We start from the raw sequence: 20614 nt of genomic DNA, 5'->3' as shown, positions 1-20614 counted from the left end.
GCGCAGTGGGCAGATCGAGGAGGGGGGTCACGCCGTCAGCTCCGCTCGGTGAGGCACCGGTGCCAGGGCATCGGTGACCAGGTGGTCCAGGATGGAAGCTCCGCGCAGCGTCATCACCGACGCGGGGTGGAACTGCACGGAGGTGAAACCGGGTCCGCGCAGCGCGTGCACCTCGCCTGTCGCCCGGTCGCGGGCGACCTCGACTAGGCCTGGGCCGAGAGGTCCGTCCAGCAGGGCGCTGTCGCTGTACGCGGCGAACGTGTTGTAGAAGTAGACCGGCTCAGGGGTGCCGAACAGGTCGATCGTGCGTCGCACTCCCTGGTTTGGGAAGCCCAGCTTGCGCAGTTCGAGGCCGAGCAGCGAGCAGAGCACCTGGTGACTGAGGCACACCGACACGAACGGAATCCGCAGGTTGAGCAGGCTGCCGGTGACCGCTCGCAGATGGGCGATTTTGGGGTGGCTCACCTCGCGCGGGTCGCCGGGGCCCGGGCCGAGCAGGACAAGGTCGTAGCCGGTCAGCCGGTACGGCTCGTCGTAGCGGCAGATCGTCACGTCGTAGCCGAGGCTGCGCAGTTGCAGCGCGCCCATCGCGGTGAACGTGTCTTCCGCGTCGATGATCAGCACTTTGGCGCGAGTCGTCGGCCGCACCAGCGCCGGCGCGAGCCAGAACTCCGACAGCGGTGTGTTGCGCGAGGCGAGCGCCGCTCGGATCTGCGGATGCCGCTCCAGGCCGGCGGGGCGAGGCCGCTCGGCGACCCGATGCAGGGCGTCGAGCAGGCCTGCGGCTTTCGCCTTGGTCTCGGCGGCCTCCTTGGCAGGATCGGAGTCGCGCACGAGCGTCGCTCCGACACCGATCCGGACCCGGCCAGCCGCGTCGATGTCCGCCGTCCTGATCACGATGGCCGAATCCATGCGCCGCCGTCCGGTGGCGTCGCGGCCGATCAAGGCGGCCACGCCGGAGTAATAACTCCGGCCGCTCGGTTCGAACTTGGCGATCACCCGGCAGGCGCTCTGCACTGGGCTGCCGGTCACCGCCGGGGCAAGTAGGGTCTCCCGCAAGATCTCGCGGACGTCCCGGGTGCTGTGGCCGACGATGCGGTACTCGGTGTGGGCGAGGTGGGCCATCTCCTTCAGGTGCGGCCCGACCACGTGCGCGTCGTCGCACACGCGGCTCATCATTTTCAGCTCCTCGTCGAGCACCATGTACAGCTCGTTGGTCTCCTTGCCGTCGGCGAGGAAGTCCAGCACGGATGCGATGGTGGGGCCGTCGGCCGGATAGCGGTAGGTGCCGCTGATCGGGTTCATGACGGCGACGCCGTCGTCGAGGCTGACATGGCGTTCGGGGCTCGCGCCGATCAAGGTGCGGCTGCCGGTGTGGATCAAAAATGTCCAGTACGCGCCGGGCTCGCCGCGCAGCAGCCGCCCCCAGAAGGCGAGCGCCGTACGGGCCGACCAGTCGGGGATCTCGGTGACGAAGGTGCGCTTGAGGACGAAGTTGGCGCCGGAGCCGTGGCCGATCTCCTCGTCGACGACGCGGCGCACGAGGTCGCCGTACTCCTCGTCGTCGAGGTCGAAGTGGCCCTCGTCGGTGGCGAGGGGCCAGGCGAGGACGGTGTCGAGCACGTCGTCGACGGGCAGCAACGCCTGTTCGCGCACGGGCATCGCGAGGATCGGTTCGCTGTCATCGTGGTGGTCGTAGCCGCGCTCGCCGATCACCCGGTACGGCAGGACAACGAGCACCTCGTGGGTGCTGGGCTTCCCGAAGTCGGGGACCGGCAGCTCCGCCGTACCCGCGACGACCCCGAACTCGCCCACCAGCAGGTCGACATGGCTGCCCGCGCCACTGCCGGTCCGGTGGAGCAGCGCGAACGACTGTCCGCCTGCGGCCAGTTCCTCCAGCGACGTCATGAGGGGTCTCCTACGGACGCGGGGGCCGTCGTCGACAGTTCCTGGAGGACCGCTGCGGTGGGCAGGACCATGGCGCACCGGGACGCCGCGTAGTCCAGCGCCATCTGGTGGAACGCCGGCGTGAAGTCGGCGATCGCGTCGGCGACCACGAAGGGCTTGATGCCGTGAGCGAAGGCGTCGCACGCGGTGAGCAGAATGCCGACATGGGCGTAGATGCCGCAGATGATCAGCTGGTCGCGGCCCTGTTCGCGTAGGAGTTCGAGCAGGGGAGTACGGTGAAACGCGCTGGCACGCCACTTAGTGATAACCGTGTCGTGCGCACCGGGCGCGACGGCCTCGGGGATTCCACGGTCCTCCGGGGCCGCCGACATACCAGGACCCCAGAAGTCCGCGAGCAGACCACGCTGTTCGGGCGTCATATCCCCGGGCTGCGCCGAGTAGACGACCGGCACACCGACGGCGGCACAGGTCTCGCGCAGCACCTGGACGTGGGCGTGCAGGTCGGCGTGCGGCTGGGCACCCGGCTTGAACGGGGCGAGGAAGTAGTGCTGCATGTCGTGCACCAGCAGCACCGCCCGGTGCGGATCGACGCTCCAGGAAACGGTGTTGGGTGGCAGCTCTGCGAGCCGTGGCATCGGATACGGATTGATCGGGGCGATCGCCACGTCGGGTTCCTTTCCTGGTCGGATGACGGCTGGCGTCGGGTGTTCCTCGGCCTCGGGGACACCGATGGCGTGCGGCGGTGGGCGCCCGGGACCGGAGGGATTCGGTCCCGGGCGCCTCCCGGCCCGGACCCGGGGGAGTAGTCCGGGCGGGCGGCCCGTTGCCGGGCCGGTCCTGGAGGGGGCGTGCCGGGGGAGGGTTTCTGGTGGTGCGGGCTGGTGCGGAGCCCCCCATACGGATCTGCTGTTCAGACGCCCAGCGCCGCGCCGCCGTCCACCGTCAGGTCGTGCAGAGTGATGTGGGCGGACCGCTCGGAGAGCAGGAACAGGACTGCGTCGGCGATGTGGGCGGGCTCGGCGATCCGACCCAGTGGAATGCCGACCCGGTAGGCCTCCGGCACCCCGTCCACCGAGGCGCGCTCGGCGGCGTTGCCCTGCAGCGCGGTCAGCATCGAGGTGCGCGTCGAGCCGGGCGCGACGACGTTGCAGCGGATGCCGTGCCGGGCCAGTTCCAGGCCGAGGCACTTGGTGAACATCGCCGAGGCCGCCTTGGACGCTGCGTACGCCGCCATCGAGGTCCGGGGGGTGAGGGCCGCGTTGGAGGCGATCGTGACGATGGACCCCCGCCCGCGCGGAATCATCACCCGGGCCACCGCCCGGCTGACGCGGAACACCCCGCCCGCGTTGACCGCGAACGTGGCGTCCCACTCTTCGTCGCTGAGCTCGCTGGCCGGGCCGCTGCGCAGTACCCCCGCGCTGTTGACGAGGTAGGCGATCGGCCCGAGTTCGGCCTCGACCTTGGCGATCGCGGTGTCCACGTCGGCGCTGTCCGTGACGTCCGTGGGTACTGCCAGCACACCGCCGCGGGATCCGTCTAGGTCGTCCGCCAGCTCCCACAGCGGCACGGGCTCTCGGTCGAGCAAGGCCACGGGGACTCCGGTGGCCACCAGTGCGCGGGCGACCTCGGCACCGATGCCGCCGGCCGCCCCGGTCACCACGGCGGCCCCCGACCACTCCGCGCCGGGCTCCCCGGTCGTCACACGGGAACCACTCATCGCGCCACCCTTCCCAGTACTGCGTCGACCGCCTCGGCGGGTACGCGCAGGGCCCGCGTGGTGAAGCCGCGCAGCGCCTCCAGATAGCGGTCCCGCAACGCCCTCTCGTCCACCTCGACGCCCCGGCCGCCCGCCACCAGGGTGCGGCCGCCGACGATCACCGTGTCCACGTCCGCGGAGCCGGCCAACCACAGAAAGCTCTCCAGCGGCCGCGGATTGAGCAGATAGCGCCAGTCGTCGGTGCGGACCAGCAGAAGGTCGGCCTGCTTGCCGGGCTCGAGACTGCCGACGGCGTCGTCCCAGCACAGCCCTCTGGCGGCGATCCGGGTGGCCATCGCGAGCGCGTCGGTGGGCAGCACCTCGGTCTGGTCGGCGCTCATCTCGTTGTACATCTGCCAGGCAGCGCGCATCGTCTCGGCGATCCCCGCGCCCGGCAGTGAGGCCGCGTCGGTCGACAGCGACACGTCCAGGCCGGCGCGGCGCAGCGCCGGCACCACCCCGGTCTCGGTCAGCGAAGACTCGCCCGAGGGACCGTACTTGCCGGGGGAGTGGCTGATGTGAGCCCGCGCGGCGAGCATCAGCTTCTGCTCGTGCTCATCCAGGAAGGCGCCGTGCCCGGCCATAAACCCGTCATTAATCAGGCCGACTTCCTCCAGCCGACGCAGCCCGGTCTCGCCGTAGTACGTGCGCATCACCTCGACCTCGTTGCGCAGCGCACCCACATGCGTGGCGAACGGCAGATTGTGCCGGACGACCAGATTGGCCATTCCGCTCGCCAGTTCGTCGGTCATGTTGGTGACATAGGAGATATTCGGACGGCACCTGATCCGGCCCGTGGTGTCCGAGGTGACCGCACCGAGCAGCGACTCGAAGCCAGCGAGGATCGCGTCTGCGTCTCGGGTACGCAGGAACCGCGATCGGTCGGGTGGGCAGACCGCGTCGCTTGCCCAGGTGCTCGCCGAGAATCGGATGCCGAGGCGGCGGGCCGCGGCGACCATGGAGTGCGGCCGGTTCAGGGAGCCCATATCGCCGAGCGTCGTCGCTCCGCCGCGCAGCTGGATCCACATCGAATACTCGGCGATGGACTGCGCCTCGTCCGGCGTCAGGGCCTCGATCAGGTTGTCGAATTGATCGAAAGCGGTCGAGATCTGGTGCATGTCACCGCCGCCGCCCATGAACACGACCTGATCCTCGCGGTCGGAGACCGGCCGGAGCGCACCGCGCATGGTGAAGCCCATCGCGAACATCTCGTGCCAGTGGGCGTTCACAAAGCCCGGCAGCACCATCATCCGGCTGGCGTCGATCGTGCGCAGTTCCGATCTGACCACCGGATGGAGCGCGGCCACCGCCTGCTCGACCTCCCGGGCTGGGCCCACGGCGGTGATCTTGTCATCCACGATCAGGACCGCGCCGCAGGAGTGCGCGGATTCCTGAGCGTCGGCGGTGTAGACGGTGCCTCCGGTGATCAGCTGGGCCGCCATCACGCGGTCCCTGGGTCGGTAGGCGCGGATGCGGCCAGCGTGTCGAAGTGGGCGAGCCAGCCGCTCAACGTCGGCGCGGCGACCAGGGCGTCGAACTGCACCGGGATGCGCGCCTTGCGCCAGCGGCTGACCAGCCGCATGATCTCCAGCGAACTCAGTCCGAGCTGCACCAGGCTGGCGTCCGGCTCGATCCGGCCGGGCTCGATGCCCACCAGGGGCGCGACGATAGCGCGCAGCTCGCGTTCGGTCGGGAATGTAGAGGCGTCCACGTCAGCCTTCCTGCTCGGACGCGGCGTGTGCGGCCAGCGCCTTCTTGTCGACTTTGCCGAGAGGGGTCAGGGGGAGTTCGGGCACGTAGCGCACGATGTCGGGCAGCTTGTAGTCGGCCACACCCTGCGCGTGCACGAACTGCTTGAGGTCGGCGAGTGGGACCTCGGGGCCGTCGGCGACGAGGTAGGCGCAGATCCGCTCGCCCAGGAACGCGTCGGGCACGCCGATCACGGCTGCCTCGGCGATGCCGGGGTGGGGGTGAAGCAGGTCCTCGACCTCACCCGCGGAGATCTTGTCGCCTCCGCGGATGATCGTCTCCTTGATGCGGCCCTCGATGACCAGGTTGCCGTCCTCGGTAAACCGGGCCAGGTCACCGGTGCGGTAGAAGCCGTCCTCGGTGAACGCACGACGGTTGTAGTCGGGCACCCGGTAGTAGCCGCGCAGGGTGTACGGGCCGCGGGTGATCAGCTCGCCGATCTCGCCCGGGGGCAGCAGCCTGCCGTCCTCGTCGACGATCACGAGCTCATCGGCGTCGGAGATCGGCTTGCCCTGCGTGGTGAGGACCGACTCAGCCGGATCGCCCGGTCTGCTGAAGGTGAGCAGCCCCTCGGCCATGCCGAACACCTGCTGGAGCCTCGCGCCCAGCGTGGGCTGGACCCGTGCGGCGATCTCACGCGTTATCCGCGCACCGCCAACCTGCACCAGTCGAAGGCTGGACAGATCCTCCTCGGCCCACTCGGCCGCCTCCAGCCACAGCGTCATGATGGAGGGCACCACCGCGGTGACGGTGGCCCCGTAACGCTGGATCAGTGGGAAGCAGTCCAGAGGGTTGGGGGCATCGGCGAGGACCGTGGTGCCGCCGGTCTGGAGCGTGCCGACCAGGCCAGGGCAGCCGAAGGCGAAGTTGAACTCGATGGGCAGGACGGCGAGGTACACGTCGTCCTCGGCCAGCTCGCACACCTGCGCCGCGCGGTCAGACATGTAGACGTAGTCGTCGTGGGTCCGCGGGATCAGCTTCGGCAGGGACGTGGTCCCGCCGGACAGGAGGAAGAATGCCACGTCGGCGGCATCGGGCTCAGGCAGTGGTCGCGGTTCGGCGACGGACGACTCCAGTTCGGCGACCGACACGAAACCCTCGGTCTTCGCCCCCAGCACAAACAGCGACGTCAGCGTGGGAGTCTCGGCCTGGACCTGCCGGGCCAGTTCGCGGTAGTCGTAGCCGCGGTGCGTCTCGGGCACCAGGTAGCCGACCGCTCCGCTCAGCCGGACCAGGTGGACGATCTCGGTGGCCCGGTGTGCCGGCAGCGAGAAAACCACCTTCACGCCGAGCCGCATCAGCCCGAACGCGATCGCCACGAACTCCGGCACGTTCGGCAGCTGGACGACGATCCGGTCGCCGGGACGCAGGCCGTGCGCGGCGAAGCCGGCCGCCAGCCGGTCGGCCCAGCCGTCGAGTTCGGCGTAGCTGATCCGCCGCTCACCGTGGATCAGCGCGCTCTTGTCGCCGTGCCGACGCGCGGCCTCACGCAACACCGCGCCCAGCGTCTCGCCACGCCAGATGCCCTGGTCGCGATAGCGGCGTGCGACGTCCTCAGGCCAGGGGGTGAATCCCTCGAGCATGTCCGCGCTCCTACTCGGACTCGGTTGCGGACGTGGTGGCCTCCGGGGCGGCCTCCGTGATGCGGACGACGGCCGCGCCGGCCTCCATTCCGGTGCTCGCGCCAATCAGCAGCACATGGTCGCCGGGCTTGACCTGGCCGGTGCGCCACACGTGCTCCAGACCCAGGAAGAGGTCGGCAGCGCCGGTGTGCCCGATGGTGTTGACGTACTCCCAGACTGTCTTCTCCTCGGGGACGTCGAGCGGCAGCAGGAACATCGCCTCCAAGGCGGGCCAGCCGAACCCGACGTGGCACACCTTGACGATCTGATCCCAGGTCACGTCCGCCTGCTTGAGGGTGCGTTCGGTGATCTCCGCGATCCGGTCCCCGAAGTTCTTGATGGGCGGGGCCTGACCGGCTGCCCACTGCTCGCGGACCTTCTCGGCGCGTTCGGCGAAGTTCAGGCCGCGGCCGCGGGTGACACCTGGCGGGAACAGCTCCTCGCCGGCGCGATGCAGGATCTCCATGGAGGAGTCGGACAGCGAGTCCAGGGCGAGCAGCTCGGCGAAGCCCGAACGGCGCGAGACCACCACGGCACTACCCGCGTCGGCGAGCACGAACAGGCCCGAGGCGCGCCAGCGTTCGACGCCGGGGGTGGAGTAGTTGTCGCCCGTGGTGATCAGCGCGGCATCGTGCGTTGGGTTGGCGATCAGGAGGTTCGCGGCCATGGCTACCGAGACCAGCATGCCGAGGCAGCCCTGCTTGATCTCGACAGCGGGCACGGGCCGGTCGATCGTGTTGTTCAGGATGTAGTGCGCCGCCGACCAGCCGTCGGGGCCCTGGTGGTGGGTGTAGCTGTGTAGCAGAATCCCGATGTCGTCCGCGCCGTGCCCGGAACCGGCCAGCGCGGCCCGCGCCGCGTCGATCGCCATCTGAGGGGCCGGCGTGGATGCGCTGACGGCGACCGACCGCATACCGGAAGCCTGCCGGGCCTCCTCGTCGTACAGCCCCTCCGCGACCGCGCGCTCGGCCGGGAACAGGGCCGGCAGGTGGTTGCCGATCCCGGCGAGATACAGGTTCGCAGTCCTCATCGAGCCGACTCCTTCGTGTCCTGATGTGTGACCTCGTGCGTGCCTGGGGAATGCCGGGCAGGCGGGAGGGGGGAATAGCCGGTTGGGCGCAGGGGGAAAACGCGTACGGGCGGATGAGTGTGTGGGGGCGCAGGTGGGGTTCGGACGGGGACGGCCCGGGGGTGCTGCGGATAGGTGAATGCCCTGGCCGCAAGCACAGCACCAGGGCCGCCGGGTCTCATGAGTAGGCGGTACTCAACCGGCGCGGTCCTCGCCGGCCCGGCCGCGAGGCCCCCTGCGCGGTGACGACCCCGGGATCGGGCTCCCTACCCGGTGGCCGAATTGAGTGGCGACTACTCGCGTGGCCGCCGCCCCCGCGGTGGTGTGCTATCGCCGTAGCCGTCGCGTGGGATCGGCACGCGGTCGGAGCCTGTCTTCGGTGCCGCGCGACCGCAGAACACCAGTTGGTGAGCGGTTGCACACCAGACCCCGCGGGCCCGGGATGTTGCGTCGGAAAGGTCCTCGGGCACACACGAGAGAGGTCCCGTATGTTGCAGTCGCGTCCAGAACCCGGTGATTGGTCGAGCCCCGCCGAACTGGCCGAATTGCAGCGATCCCAGTTGCCGAGGGTCCTTGCACAGGCTCTGCGCTCACCCTTTTACGCGGCGCGCTACGCGGACGGTCCCGCGCCGCGCACCGCTGCCGACTTCGCCGGCATCGAGCTGACCACCAAGCAGGACCTGCGCGACCAGTACCCATTCGGGATGCTCGCGGTGCAGCGCGAGCAGCTCGCCACCTACCATGAGTCCAGTGGCACGGCGGGCGAGCCCACCGCCTCCTACTACACCGAAGAGGACTGGATCGACCTCGCCGAGCGGTACGCCCGCAAGTGGGTCGGCATCCATCCCTCCGACACCTTCCTGGTGCGCACCCCCTACGGCCTGGTCATCACCGGGCATCTCGCCCAGGCCGCCGGCCGGATGCGCGGTGCCACGGTCGTTCCCGGCGATGCCCGCTCGCTCGCCACACCGCTGTCCCGTATGGTGCGCGTCCTAAAGTCCCTGGACGTGACGCTCACCTGGTGCAACCCGACCGAGATCACCATGCTGGCGGCCGCCGCGAAGGCCGTGGGCCTGCGCCCGGAGGAGGACTTCCCTGCCCTGCGCGCCATGTTCACCGCCGCGGAGCCGCTGACCGCGGTGCGCCGCAGTCGGCTGAGCGAGATCTGGGGCGGCATCCCGATCGTCGAGGAGTACGGCTCCACAGAGACCGGCACCATCGCCGGGCAGTGTCCCGAGGGCCGGCTGCACCTGTGGGCCGACCGCGCGATCTTCGAGGTATACGATCCGACGACGTTCACGCTCTCCGACGCGGGCCGCGGACAGATGGTCGTGACCCCGCTGTACCGCGACGCGATGCCGTTGCTGCGCTATAACCTCGCAGACGAGGTCGAGGTGTCCACCGATCCGTGCCCATGCGGCTGGCTGCTGCCGACGGTCACGGTGCTCGGCAGGGCTGGCACCGAATACACCGTGGGCCGCGTCACCGTGACGCAGGCGCGGCTGGAGGAGCTGGTGTTCTCGCTGCCCGCCACCTACGAGGTGATGTTCTGGCGGGCCATGGCCCATCCCGACGTGCTGCGGCTGGAGTTCGAAGCCCCGGAGGCGACGCGCGAGCAGGCCGTGAAGGATCTGGGCGCCGCCATCGACCGCGAACTCGGCGTCCCGCACCGGATCACCGGACGTCCCCTGGGCAGCCTCGTCCCGGTGGAGGCCCTCACCGCGCAGCGCGACATCCTCAAGGCCCGCTATCTGTTCGCGGAGGGCGAGGACTGGGACAGGGCGGTCATGTACTTCTGACGCCTCCTCATACCGCACGACCCTTCCCGTGCGTATGACCGTTCCCTCTAACGCCCTCCCCCTCCGACCTGCCGGCCCGCTTCCCCCGGAGCCGCACGCCGGAGACATCCGCTTCGACACGCAGCGCCTCCGGCTTGGCGCCCGCCACGGACGACGCCACGCTCGCCTTCCGGCAGGACGTGTGCATCGGCGCCCTGCCCGTCACCGGCATCGAAGGCAACCACTTCAGTTGCATCGAAGATGCCGCACGGAGCCCGTGTAATCGACCCCGTAACCACCCCACTGCGCGCACCGCTCTGCTACTAACAGGAGGCCAGCATGACCGAGCTCCACCAAGACGCCTGCATCAAGGGACCGTTCGTACCTCTGGCTGTCGTCGCAGAGATCGCCGACTCGGGCCTACTCACCGACTACGTCATATACGAGCAGGACCAGCGGTGGTACGTCGCGGGCAACCCCATCTATGAGGTGCGCGTTGAGGCCGACGTCGTCCGTACGACGGCTGGAGAGACCCACACCTGGTCAGGATCGCCCTGGGAAGCCATTCGTTCTGCACTGCACGAGGCGCCGGTACCCGACTGGCACGCCTACGGATGGCTGGCCTTCGAGCTGGCGAGCGGCGCCCGCACCGACGCCCCCCTCGGCCATCTCATCGTCCCCGGCACCGAGCTGACGGTCACCGAGGCTGAAGTAAGCATCCGGACACTCGACCCGGACCTCCCGGACCGCCTCCGCAAGGTGCTGGCTGAGACACCGAAGGCCGCACTTGCCCCCAAGCCGGTCGACATCCACGACCCCAGCGTCTACCAGCGTCATGTCGCCAACGCCGTCGCCGAGATCGGCCGCGGCAGGCTCGACAAGGTCATCCTTTCCCGCACCGTTCCCGTGCCGTTCCCCGTCGACATGACGGCCACCTACGTCAGCGCCCGGACCGCCAACACGCCCGCGCGGTCGTTCCTCCTGGATCTCGACGGTATCCAGGCTGCTGGCGTCAGCCCCGAATCCGTGGTCGAGGCACCCGGGGACGGCACCGCTACCACTCAACCGCTAGCCGGAACCCGTGCCTTGACCGGCGACCTGGACACGGACGCCGCCCTGCGCGCCGAACTGTATCGCGACGCCAAGGAGGTCTACGAGCACGCCACCTCCGTGAAGCTGGCCGTGGAGGAGTTGTCCTCCGTGGGTGAGCCGGGCACCACACGCGTGGGGGAGTTCCTCACAGTGAAGCAGCGCGGCAGCGTTCAGCATCTCGCCTCCCGCGTCACCACCGTTCTCGCCGAGAGCCGCACCGCATGGGACGCTCTTGGCGCGGTCTTCCCGCCGGTCACCGCGTCTGGCATCCCCAAGCAGGCCGCATACCAACTGATTCGCGAATTGGAGGATGAGCCGCGCGGTCTGTACGCGGGCGCTGTCCTGCGCGCCAGCGCCGACGGCTCGCTGGACTCGGCGCTGGTACTGCGCGCCGTCTACCAGCAGGATGGCCGAGCCTGGCTGCGCGCCGGCGCGGGCCTCGTCGGGGCGTCCCGGCCCGCCCGCGAGTACGAGGAAACCTGCGAAAAGCTCCGCAGCGTCGCCCCATATGTCGTCCCGAAGGGGAGCTGACGATGCTGCGCTACGGCGACCTGGTCGGCCAGGAACAGGGAGCCGACGGCCGCTTCGAGGTGATCTGGCAGCCCTTCCCGGGGGACACCACGGCCCAGATGGCCCTGATTGGATGCACAGTGCTGGTCCTCGGGCAAGCCGGACTGGCCCGCTCGCTGGTGCCCGGGGCCGCGGCACACGGTGCGACGGTGAGCGCCGACCGGGCCGCGCTCGCTGACGCCGACCACGTACTGTTCGCACTCGGCGCCCTGGACGGGGCCGACACGGGCGAACCGGCGGACGTACCTGCTGAGTTCGCCCGGCTGGCCGCCGACATCGCCGCATTGCCCGGACGCAGACCGCTGCTGTGGTGCCTGACACGTGGCGTACGCGAGGGGGCCACCACCGGGGCGCTCGCCCAAGCCCCGCTCTGGGGCATGGGCCGCGCCGCTGCGAGCGAGCACCCCCAGTTCTGGGGCGGGGTCATCGACGTCCCGGCCGGGCCACTCGGCGAGGTGCCCGCCCGGCTGCTGCTCAACCTGCTGCATCTGCGGCCCGCCGAGCCCGTGATCTCCGTCGCCGAGGACGGCGTACGGGTCCCGCGCTCGTCCCGGCCGAACTCGCTCTCGGCGGCACCTACCTGATCACCGGCGGTCTCCGCAGGCGCGCTCCCCGACTCCCAGGCACGGCGTCATTGAAAGACCGACTTCTCGCTCCCCCGTAACTCCCGGGCGATGCACGGGACTTCCATGCGCTCCTCAAAGGGGCCAGCGGTCCGCATGCGTAGGTCTTCGTGGCGCTTGCGCCGCTCGGCGGTCAAGTTGCCCCCGTCTGGATACCGCATACTTCTGGGCTACCACCCACGGCGTGCCCCGTCACCGGGTCCGACGACGCCCCGACTCCAAAACGCCGATATCAGTAACGCGAAGCTGCCGCCGTCCTCGCTACCGTCGACCAGGTGCGGCCGGTCCGGGCGAGGACGGCGGCCGACGCGCGTGCTGGCGCAGTCAAGGCGGGTCCGTATGCGTCCGCATTTCGCCGACGACGGATCGGGGGCTGCCCGGATGGACCTGTCCGGGCAGCCCACAAGCCGTCGTCACGTTCCTTTAGCAGGATGTCAGCATGGCTTCCGCGCCGTCCAGGGAGCGTTCGACGGTGAAGTGGAAGAACTCCGTCTCTTGTGCCGCTATGGCCTTGGGGTCGGTGCCTCGGGCGCGGGCGGTAGTGCCCGCTGCGGCGAGGCCCGGTTGTGACTCGTCCTCCGCGAAGGCGGCCATCGCGCGCCCCATGTCGGCCCGCGCCGTGGGGAAGTTGCCCCGGTCGTTTTCTACGGCGACCAGCGTGAACGCAGAGTTGAACAGATACCGGTAGACCTCGGGCGCGTGCTCTCCGAACCCGGCCTTTATCAGTACTCGGATGCCCGTGTCGATGGTGGACAGGGCAGAAGGCACGTTCGGTCCCACAACGCACAGACGCCGGGCCACCCCGGGGTATTCGCGCAGGACGGTGCGCCCGTCGAACATCACGGAGCGGAACCAGTGGCGCCAGGGCACGTCGTCTCCCGGGACCGGTATCCGGGAGATCACGCGGTCAGTCACTCCCATGACCACCGCTTCGCGGTCGCCGACATGATGGGCGATCACCCCCGGCCAGACGTCCAGTTTGGTGGCGATCTGGCGGATGGACCAGCCGTCGAGTCCGCGTTCTCCGGTTAGCTCGACTGCGACATCGATGATCTTGTCCGCCGTGATCGGCGGCAGGCCCGCCGACGCCCGTGATCGGCGGCGGGGCGCTGAGTCAGGCATGACGAAAGACCTCACGCTGAGGCGCTGTCGGTTGCAGCGCTGTGATGCCCGGCGGCTCGCTAGGCACGATCCATCCTAACCTATTAGCCACTGTCTAAGAGCATGGTGTAGCCTCTTAGACAGTGGCTAATAGAGGTCCTGTCGACCTCTCCGGGAGCGCCTTCCCGTCTCCACTTCCGTCCCGGTGCGGCTGCCTTCCCGCCCGCGCCGAACCCACCCCGAGAGGCTCCACGCCATGCGCAAATGGATGCCGCTGCTGGCCGTGTGCCTGGGCACCTTCATGCTGCTCATCGACGTGACCATCGTAAGCGTCGCGCTGCCCCAGATGACCGACTCGCTCGACGCATCGTTCTCCGCCCTGCAATGGGTTGTGGACATCTACGTCCTTGTCCTCGCCGCCCTACTGATGGCGTTCGGATCGCTGTCGGACCTGATCGGTACCCGACGCGTCTACCTCGCCGGGCTAGCGGCCTTCGCCCTGTCCTCGCTCGCCTGCGGCATGGCCACGAGCAGCGAGATGCTGATCGTCGCGCGCGGGTTGCAGGGTGTCGGCGCGGCCGCCATGTTCGCCACCAACACCACGCTCCTGGCAATCAATTACGAGGGCCGCGACCGTGGCGTCGCGTTCGGTATCTGGGGCGCCGTCAACGGCGCCGCCGCGGCCGCTGGGCCGATCCTAGGCGGGCTGCTCACCGAGCACCTCGACTGGCGCTGGATCTTCCTGGTCAACCTGCCCGTCGCGGTCGGCGCCCTGTTCATCGGCGCCCGGCACCTGGCCGGCACGGCCACCCGCCTCGGCCGTCGCATCGACCTGCCCGGCACGATCGGCTTCACTCTCGTCGCCGCCTTGCTGATCTTCGGCCTGATCCGCGCGGGTGAGGACGGCTGGGGCGCTGGCCGCACCCTCCAAATTTTCGGCGGATCGGCTCTCGCGCTGGTGCTGTTCGTACTGGTCGAACGCAGCCGGCGAGACCCCATGCTGGACCTGCGCCTAATGCGTACGCCGTCCTTCGCCACCCTAATGACCGGCGCCGTGGTGTTCAGCGCCGCCGCCTTCGCCAATCTCGTGTTCGTGTCCGTGTGGGCCCAGTCGGTGCTCGGCTTCAGCCCCGTCAAGGCCGGACTGATCCTTATGCCGTTCAGCGGCATGTCCTTCCTCGCCGCCGGGCTCGCTGGCCGGTTCCTCGCGAACGTCCCGCCGCAGTACCCGATCGGTGGCGGTCTTCTGCTGATTGGTGCAGGCTCGTTCCTGGAGATGTTCGTCTCCGGCACATCCGGCTGGACGGGCCTGCTGGCCGGTTTCCTGGTGGCTGGCGCTGGCGTCGGCATCGCCTCGCCGATCCTCGCCTCGGCCGCGCTGGCGGCGGCCCCGCCCGATCGCGCGGGCATGGCGGGCGGTGCTGCCAACACCTTCCGCCAACTGGGGTTCGCCCTCGGTATCCCCGCCGTGGGCACAATCCTGTCCGGGGTAGTCGCGACCAAGCTGGCCGACGGCGGGCTGTTCACCCACAGCGACACCGCCGCCAGCCTCGTCACCGGCGGGCAATCGGCGGCCGTGCTTGTCTCGGTCCCCGGGCAGTCCCGAGCCGCCGCGAAGCGGATGATCGAGGACGCCTGTGCCGCCGGCCTCGACCGGGTGTTCCTCGTCGGCGGACTCGTGTCCGTCGTCGCTGGCATCCTGGTACTGCTCGTGGTGCGCGGCTCCGCCGAACCTGCGGTGACCGGAGCCCTGCAGGAAACCACAGAGCTCAGGACGGCGCCGGAAGGAGACATCCGCGCGATGTGACCGCCGATCCCGGTGACTCTCGACGCGTAAACCTCCGGAAACCTGCCCGCGACGCGCGCGTGGAAAATCCGGTAGCCGAGCGGAGGGATTCGATTCGGAAGCGCAATCCTCGGAATTTGCCTACTGTTCGGGAGGTGACTTCTGGGTGATGAATCCGTCCCTTTGCCGCTCCTCATGTCCGTGCGCTCCGCGGTTGGAGTAAAGATCCTTAATTCACCGTGCACTCGGCATCGAGTACGGCCAGGTACACAATCCGCGGCTCGATTCGCTCGACCGCGTCGCACAGGTGGTCGGATACGATCCGGCCACGGCGCCTTGCGAGATACGCCTGCTGGGGCCCTGACAGTGGTGCGCGCGGGGCTGTCGCGATGCCGATGAAGCTGCGCGCCCTCGACGTCCTGTGCACCAGGAACGCCGCGCCCGGCTGCGGTGGTTCTTCGGGCAGTGAGCCAGCGGTCGGGGCGGCGGGCGCGGGATCGGCACAGTCCAGGGCGGATACGTCTTCAAGTGAGGCTGAGTCGGCCTGTCCCGGCGTCGAGCGAATCGCTGCCGTACCCGATGCCACCGCCGGACTAGTGGCGGTCTGCAGGCCGTTCCGCTGCGGTTGTGTGCCGTCGCAGCTCGTCTCGCGGTAAGTCCGGGCAGGTCCGTCCGCGCCGTCGTCGGTGAACTCGCACGCGCGGTGGCGGAATCCGTCCCCCCTTCGTCCATCGCTCACAACTCGCCTGACCCGCACGCTAGAAACACGTGAGAACAGCGGCGGGTCGTCCGCCCAAATGGCTGACACGAACGCTGACATCTTTGCCTCATCCTGACATCAGTGTCGGCTTTCCTCAGCCCGGCGAAAACGCCCCAGCTCAGCGTGGGGGATACCGGCGGAATACCGTCACACAACCCATTGCCATGCGGGCGGAAAGGTTTTGGCGGTGCTGATCCCGGTTGCCGGTCGGGGCCGGTGGCCATAGGTTCACGCTCGCGGATCAGGATCCGTCCCCCGGCCCGTTGTGGCCCCCTTTGCTCATATCATCCCCGCGCCCTCCGCAGTGGGGCGCTCTCCGGGAATCCCACCCAACCCCCGACAAACGTGCGACAAGCCGTTCGGAGAGGATCGGAAATGGTGAAAATCACGGCCGAGGAGGCCCAGAAGTGGCTGATCGACGAGATCGCGCAGCGCCTGGGCGTTGACCCGTCCGAGGTCCCGCCGGACCAGTACTTTGACGAGCTTGACCTTGACAGCACCGCGGCGCTGATCATAGCGGGCGAGATGGAGAAGTGGCTGGGCTTCGAGCTCGGTACCACTGCCCTCTGGTACCACCCGACCATAGAGGCCCTCGCGGCGCACATCGCCGAGGAGTCCGAGCAGCGGATCGCCGCGGCGTGACGTCGGCGGGCACCGGGCCGGGCCATCCCCGATCGTCCGCCCGGAGCCCCGTCGTCGAGGCGGATCCGCCGGGAGTCGCCTCCCACAGGACCGCACTCGCCGGAACCGCCGCCCTCGCCACGCGCCCCGCCCGGCCGGTCGTGCGGCCAGCGGGCCGCCCACCGCTCCCGACCTCCCTGTTCGCTCCAGATCCAGAGAGACTCGCCGTGAACTCTTCGCAGGAATCCGACCTCGACCGTCGGCTCGCCCGGGAACCCCTCGCCATCGTCGGCCTCTCCGCGCTCTTCCCCAAGTCCAGCAATCTGCGGGAGTTCTGGTCGAACGTCGTCTCGGCCGCCGATTGCATCGACGACGTGCCCGCCGGCCACTGGGACGTCGATGAGCACTACGACCCGGACCCCACCGTGCCGGACAAGACGTATGCCAGGCGCGGCGGCTTCATCCCCGACACGCCCTTCAATCCGCTGGAGTTCGGGCTTCCGCCCAACACTCTGGAGGTCACGGACGTCCTCCAGCTGCTCAGCCTGGTCGTCGCCCGCGACCTGTTGAAGGACGCCGGAGCCGACCAGGCCTGGTACGACAAGTCGCGCACCGGAGTCGTCCTCGGCATCACCGGCGCCAACCAACTCACTCAACCGCTCACCTCCCGGCTGCAGAGCGGAGTGCTCAAGGAAGTCGTACGCAGCTGCGGCCTGTCCGAGCAGGACGCCGAGGAGATCGTCGCCAAGTTCCGCCTCGCGTACGCCCCGTGGGAGGAGAACTCCTTCCCCGGCATGCTCGGCAACGTCGTCGCCGGTCGCGTCGCCAACCGGTTCGACCTCGGCGGCATCAACATGACGATCGACGCCGCCTGCGCCAGCTCCCTCGGTGCGGTCCGCGCGGCCGCGAGCGAGCTGGTCGAGCGGCGCGCGGACACCATGCTGGTCGGCGGCTGTGACGCCGAGAACACGATCTTCATGTACCTGTGCTTCAGCAAGACGCCCGCGCTGTCGAAGTCCGGGCACATCCGTCCGTTCGACAAGAACGCCGACGGCACGCTGATTGGCGAGGGCATCGGCATGCTCGCGCTGCGCCGCCTGTCCGACGCCGAACGCGACGGCAACAAGATCTACGCCGTCCTGCGTGGCATCGGCACCTCCAGCGACGGCCGCTTCAAGTCCATCTACGCCCCGCGCAAGGAGGGCCAGATGGTCGCCCTGCGCCGCGCCTACGAGGACGCCGACTGCTCACCGTCGAGCATCGAGCTCTTCGAGGCGCATGGCACCGGCACCGCCGTCGGCGACGCCACCGAGCTGAGCGCTCTGTCCGCCGTGGTCTCCGAGGCCACCGACAGCCGGCGGTACGCGGCCCTCGGCAGTGTCAAGTCGCAGATCGGGCACACCAAGGCGGCGGCCGGCGCGGCCGGCCTGATCAAGCTGTCACTCGCCCTGCACCACAAGGTGCTGCCGCCCACCATCAACGTGGGCGAGCCCAACCCCGCCATCGATTTCACAGACGGGCCCGTCTACGTCAACTCCGAGGCACGGCCCTGGATTCGCACGCCGGAGCGTCCCAATCGCCGTGCCGCGCTGTCCTCGTTCGGCTTCGGCGGCACCAACTTCCACCTGGTCCTGGAGGAGTACGGCGACGGCGACGACCTGCGCGTCTCCTACCCCGTGGCGACCGTGCATCTGTGGCACGCGCCCGACACCGCGCAGCTGACCGAGGCTCTCGCCTCAGGCACGCCCCCGACCGGCGGCCCGGCACCCGCAAACCATGCGCGCGTCGCGTTCGTGACCCGCACCGAGTGGGAGTTGGCCGACCTGCGCGCGATCACCCTCGGCGAACTGCGCGCCCGCCCCGACGCCGATGCCTGGTCCCACCCCAAGGGCGTATTCTTCCGCCGCTCGGCCGCGCCCTCCGGGAAGGTCGCCGCGCTGTTCGCCGGTCAGGGCAGCCAGTATGTCAACCCCGGTCGGTCCGCCGTCATGGCGCTCCCGCCGCTGCGGGCCGCCTTTGACGCAGCCAACGACCACTTCGACGGCGTCGAGCCGCTGTCCCGCATCGCCTTCCCGCCGCCCGCGTTCAGCGACGCCGAGCGCGCCGAACAGGAGACCGGGCTGCGGGCCACCGCGTACGCCCAGCCGGCCATCGGCGCGCTGTCGGCCGGCCAGTTCACCTATCTCACCGAACTCGGCTTCCGCGCCGAGGGCTTCCTCGGCCACAGCTTCGGCGAACTCAGTGCCCTGTGGGCCGCTGGAGCCCTCACCAACGAGGCCTTCTTCGCACTGGCCCGCGCCCGCGGCAAGGCGATGGCGCCGCCGCAGGACCCCGGCTTCGACGCGGGCGCCATGGCCGCCGTCTCGGCCTCCGAGGAGCGGCTGACCGAACTGCTCGCCGCGCGCACCGACGTGGTGATCTGCAACCGCAACGCGCCGGACCAGATCGTCGTCGGCGGCCCCACCGAGGAGATCGACCGCCTGGTCGCCGAGGCCGGCGCGGCCGGTCTGCGCGCGAGCCGATTGCCCGTCTCGGCCGCCTTCCACACCCCGTTCGTCGGCCACGCCGTGGACGCTTTCCGCGCCGACGTGGACCGGTTCGACGTGAGCGCCCCGAACGGCACGGTCTACGCGAACACCAAGGGCGCCGCGTACGGCGACGACATCGCCGCCAACCGCGCGGTCCTGGCCGAACAGCTCATCAACCCCGTCGACTTCGCCACGTGCGTGGAGGACATGTACGCGGCCGGACACCGGGTGTTCGTGGAGTTCGGCCCAAAGAGCGTGCTTACCCAGCTCGTACGGCGCATCCTGGGCGACCGCGAGCACACCGCGCTCGCCCTGGACGCCGGCCCGGGACGCGACGCCGACGTAGCTCTAAAGCAGGCCCTGGCCCAGCTCGCCGTCCACGGACTGGCCCTCGCCACGAGCGACCGCTACGTCGAACCCGTGGCCGAAGAGCCCCCCGCCAAGGGCATGTCTATCCTCCTCAACGGCATCAACTACGTCTCGCCCGAGCGGAAGGCGAAGTACCGGGACGCGATCGACAACGGATACAAGATCGCCGCACCGACACTGTCCGGAATCAATGGGACAGTACCGCGGGACGCCGCTGCCGGACCGGGTGGAGGAGCCGCCGGAGCCCCGGCCGCATCCGCCGCCGTCCCGGCACCCGCTCCCGTCCACGCCGCCGCTGCCGCGACGATTCCCGGCCCCAACGGCTCGTCCCACGCCGCCGTGGCCGTGCGTGAGCCGAGCCCCCCGGCCCCGGCCGCACCCGCTGCGGCAGCACCCGCCCCAATCCCCACTCCTGCTTCCACCGCCATGGAGACACCTCACGTGGACCGTGACCGCCTGGCCGAGCTCATGGCCGATCATCTCGCCCTGCACGACGACTACCTGAACGGTCAACTCCAGAGCGCCGAGCGCCTCACCGGTCTCCTGGAGCGCGCCGCCGAACAGAACCGGCTCGGCCAGGTCCTCCCCGGGATTAACGCCGTGAAGGAGCACGGCCTGGACATCGGACGCAGCCACCTGCGGGCCAACGAGATCCTGCGCGACCTTGCCGGCCTGGAGCTTGGCACGGCGGGGCCGTCCTCGGCCCCCCACTCGGCTCCTGCGCAGCCGACCTCGCAGTCCGCCCTGCCCACCCCTGCCCCCACCGCGCTGCCCCCGGCACCCGCCCCGGCCGCGCCCCCGGCCCCGGCATCCGCCCCGCAAGCCCGGCCCACGGCACCCGCGCCGACCCCGCAGCCGCTGACCTCCGCCGCGTCGACCGTAACCGTGCAGCTGCCCGCCCCGGCCGCTAAGTCGTCCGTGCCCACCGTGGATGCGGCGGGTGTTGAGGCGGCGTTGCTGGAGGTCGTCGGGCAGAAGACGGGTTATCCGGCGGACATGCTTGAGCTGGACATGGACGTCGAGGCGGATTTGGGGATCGACTCGATCAAGCGGGTCGAGATCATGGGTGTGATGCAGGAGCGGTTCGGTGGTGGTGTGGCTGCCGGTCCGGAGCAGCTGGCCGAGCTGCGGACCCTGCGCCACATCGTGGAGTTCATGGCGTCCTCCGCCGCGTCGACCGCAACGGTGCAGCTGCCCGCCCCGGCCGCTAAGTCGTCCGTGCCCACCGTGGATGCGGCGGGTGTTGAGGCGGCGTTGCTGGAGGTCGTCGGGCAGAAGACGG

14 protein-coding genes and 1 pseudogene are annotated in these 20614 nt (G+C 69.7%); 6 read left to right on the top strand and 9 right to left on the bottom strand.

All coding sequences use genetic code 11. From position 1 onward, the window contains the following. Nucleotides 1-27 precede the first annotated feature (27 nt). From AC07CM_RS40835 to AC07CM_RS40805, 7 genes are all read right to left on the bottom strand, one after another. A complete protein-coding gene (locus AC07CM_RS40835) occupies nucleotides 28-1908 on the bottom strand; it encodes an anthranilate synthase family protein (protein ID WP_478881593.1) in 1881 nt (626 codons plus the stop codon). Continuing rightward, the gene (locus tag AC07CM_RS40830) at nucleotides 1905-2573 is read right to left on the bottom strand and encodes an isochorismatase family protein (RefSeq protein WP_478881592.1); all 669 of its coding nucleotides are present in this window, start codon (nucleotides 2571-2573) and stop codon (nucleotides 1905-1907) included. Before AC07CM_RS40830 ends, AC07CM_RS40835 begins: the two co-directional genes overlap by 4 nt. A 245-nt stretch (nucleotides 2574-2818) precedes the next feature. Beyond that, complete coding sequence (locus tag AC07CM_RS40825) at nucleotides 2819-3625, bottom strand: 2,3-dihydro-2,3-dihydroxybenzoate dehydrogenase (RefSeq protein WP_478881591.1); 807 nt, start codon at nucleotides 3623-3625, stop codon at nucleotides 2819-2821. Then, nucleotides 3622-5106: an amidohydrolase family protein gene (locus AC07CM_RS40820; RefSeq protein WP_478881590.1), complete on the bottom strand. Its 1485-nt coding sequence runs from the start codon at nucleotides 5104-5106 to the stop codon at nucleotides 3622-3624. Before AC07CM_RS40820 ends, AC07CM_RS40825 begins: the two co-directional genes overlap by 4 nt. Further along, complete coding sequence (locus AC07CM_RS40815) at nucleotides 5106-5375, bottom strand: phosphopantetheine-binding protein (protein WP_478881589.1); 270 nt, start codon at nucleotides 5373-5375, stop codon at nucleotides 5106-5108. Before AC07CM_RS40815 ends, AC07CM_RS40820 begins: the two co-directional genes overlap by 1 nt. Nucleotide 5376: 1 nt before the next feature. Beyond that, nucleotides 5377-6996 carry a (2,3-dihydroxybenzoyl)adenylate synthase gene (locus AC07CM_RS40810; RefSeq protein WP_478881588.1) on the bottom strand — a complete coding sequence of 540 codons (1620 nt, stop codon included), beginning with the start codon at nucleotides 6994-6996 and terminating at the stop codon, nucleotides 5377-5379. Between the two features lie 10 nt (nucleotides 6997-7006). Beyond that, nucleotides 7007-8065 (bottom strand): ketoacyl-ACP synthase III family protein, encoded by a 1059-nt coding sequence (locus tag AC07CM_RS40805; protein ID WP_478881587.1) that lies wholly within the window; start codon nucleotides 8063-8065, stop codon nucleotides 7007-7009. Nucleotides 8066-8664: 599 nt separating this feature from the next. On the opposite strand from AC07CM_RS40805, the gene AC07CM_RS40800 reads away from it, so the two are divergent. The 3 genes from AC07CM_RS40800 to AC07CM_RS40790 all read left to right on the top strand — a co-directional run bounded on the left by AC07CM_RS40800 (nucleotide 8665) and on the right by AC07CM_RS40790 (nucleotide 12128). Continuing rightward, a complete protein-coding gene (locus AC07CM_RS40800; RefSeq protein WP_478881586.1) occupies nucleotides 8665-9903 on the top strand; it encodes a phenylacetate--CoA ligase family protein in 1239 nt (412 codons plus the stop codon). Between the two features lie 318 nt (nucleotides 9904-10221). Continuing rightward, nucleotides 10222-11505, top strand: coding sequence for a salicylate synthase (locus tag AC07CM_RS40795; RefSeq protein ID WP_478881585.1), 1284 nt, complete (start codon nucleotides 10222-10224; stop codon nucleotides 11503-11505). Nucleotides 11506-11507: 2 nt separating this feature from the next. Beyond that, entirely contained in the window at nucleotides 11508-12128 is a 621-nt protein-coding gene (locus tag AC07CM_RS40790) for a hypothetical protein (RefSeq protein WP_478881584.1), read from the top strand. 50 nt (nucleotides 12129-12178) lie between these two features. On the opposite strand, the pseudogene AC07CM_RS40785 reads toward AC07CM_RS40790, so the two are convergent. Together AC07CM_RS40785 and AC07CM_RS40780 are read right to left on the bottom strand one after the other, a co-directional pair. Continuing rightward, nucleotides 12179-12328, bottom strand: a pseudogene (locus AC07CM_RS40785) (IS630 family transposase); the annotation flags it as partial. A 262-nt stretch (nucleotides 12329-12590) separates the two neighbouring features. Then, nucleotides 12591-13289, bottom strand: coding sequence for a TetR/AcrR family transcriptional regulator (locus AC07CM_RS40780; protein WP_478881583.1), 699 nt, complete (start codon nucleotides 13287-13289; stop codon nucleotides 12591-12593). A 235-nt stretch (nucleotides 13290-13524) separates the two neighbouring features. Between AC07CM_RS40780 and AC07CM_RS40775 the strand changes: the two genes are divergently transcribed. The 3 genes from AC07CM_RS40775 to AC07CM_RS40765 form a co-directional block, all read left to right on the top strand. After that, nucleotides 13525-15075 (top strand): MFS transporter, encoded by a 1551-nt coding sequence (locus AC07CM_RS40775; protein WP_478881582.1) that lies wholly within the window; start codon nucleotides 13525-13527, stop codon nucleotides 15073-15075. A 1114-nt stretch (nucleotides 15076-16189) separates the two neighbouring features. Then, nucleotides 16190-16456, top strand: coding sequence for an acyl carrier protein (locus tag AC07CM_RS40770; protein WP_478881581.1), 267 nt, complete (start codon nucleotides 16190-16192; stop codon nucleotides 16454-16456). Nucleotides 16457-16662: 206 nt separating this feature from the next. Continuing rightward, nucleotides 16663-20614, top strand: a 3952-nt coding sequence (locus tag AC07CM_RS40765; RefSeq protein WP_478881580.1) for a beta-ketoacyl synthase N-terminal-like domain-containing protein, incomplete at its 3' end; no start/stop codon positions are given.

The organism is Streptomyces sp. NPDC044061 (assembly GCF_056434305.1).
Note: the sequence above shows the minus strand (reverse complement) of the source record. Positions and strands in the feature narration are given on the sequence as shown.

Coding starts and splice junctions, on each gene's coding strand:
- AC07CM_RS40775 (WP_478881582.1), top strand. CDS start 13,525: ATGCGCAAATGGATGCCGCTGCTGGCCGTGTGCCTGGGCACCTTCATG.
- AC07CM_RS40770 (WP_478881581.1), top strand. CDS start 16,190: ATGGTGAAAATCACGGCCGAGGAGGCCCAGAAGTGGCTGATCGACGAG.
- AC07CM_RS40810 (WP_478881588.1), bottom strand. CDS start 6,996: ATGCTCGAGGGATTCACCCCCTGGCCTGAGGACGTCGCACGCCGCTAT.
- AC07CM_RS40835 (WP_478881593.1), bottom strand. CDS start 1,908: ATGACGTCGCTGGAGGAACTGGCCGCAGGCGGACAGTCGTTCGCGCTG.
- AC07CM_RS40805 (WP_478881587.1), bottom strand. CDS start 8,065: ATGAGGACTGCGAACCTGTATCTCGCCGGGATCGGCAACCACCTGCCG.
- AC07CM_RS40790 (WP_478881584.1), top strand. CDS start 11,508: ATGCTGCGCTACGGCGACCTGGTCGGCCAGGAACAGGGAGCCGACGGC.
- AC07CM_RS40820 (WP_478881590.1), bottom strand. CDS start 5,106: ATGGCGGCCCAGCTGATCACCGGAGGCACCGTCTACACCGCCGACGCT.
- AC07CM_RS40780 (WP_478881583.1), bottom strand. CDS start 13,289: ATGCCTGACTCAGCGCCCCGCCGCCGATCACGGGCGTCGGCGGGCCTG.
- AC07CM_RS40825 (WP_478881591.1), bottom strand. CDS start 3,625: ATGAGTGGTTCCCGTGTGACGACCGGGGAGCCCGGCGCGGAGTGGTCG.
- AC07CM_RS40795 (WP_478881585.1), top strand. CDS start 10,222: ATGACCGAGCTCCACCAAGACGCCTGCATCAAGGGACCGTTCGTACCT.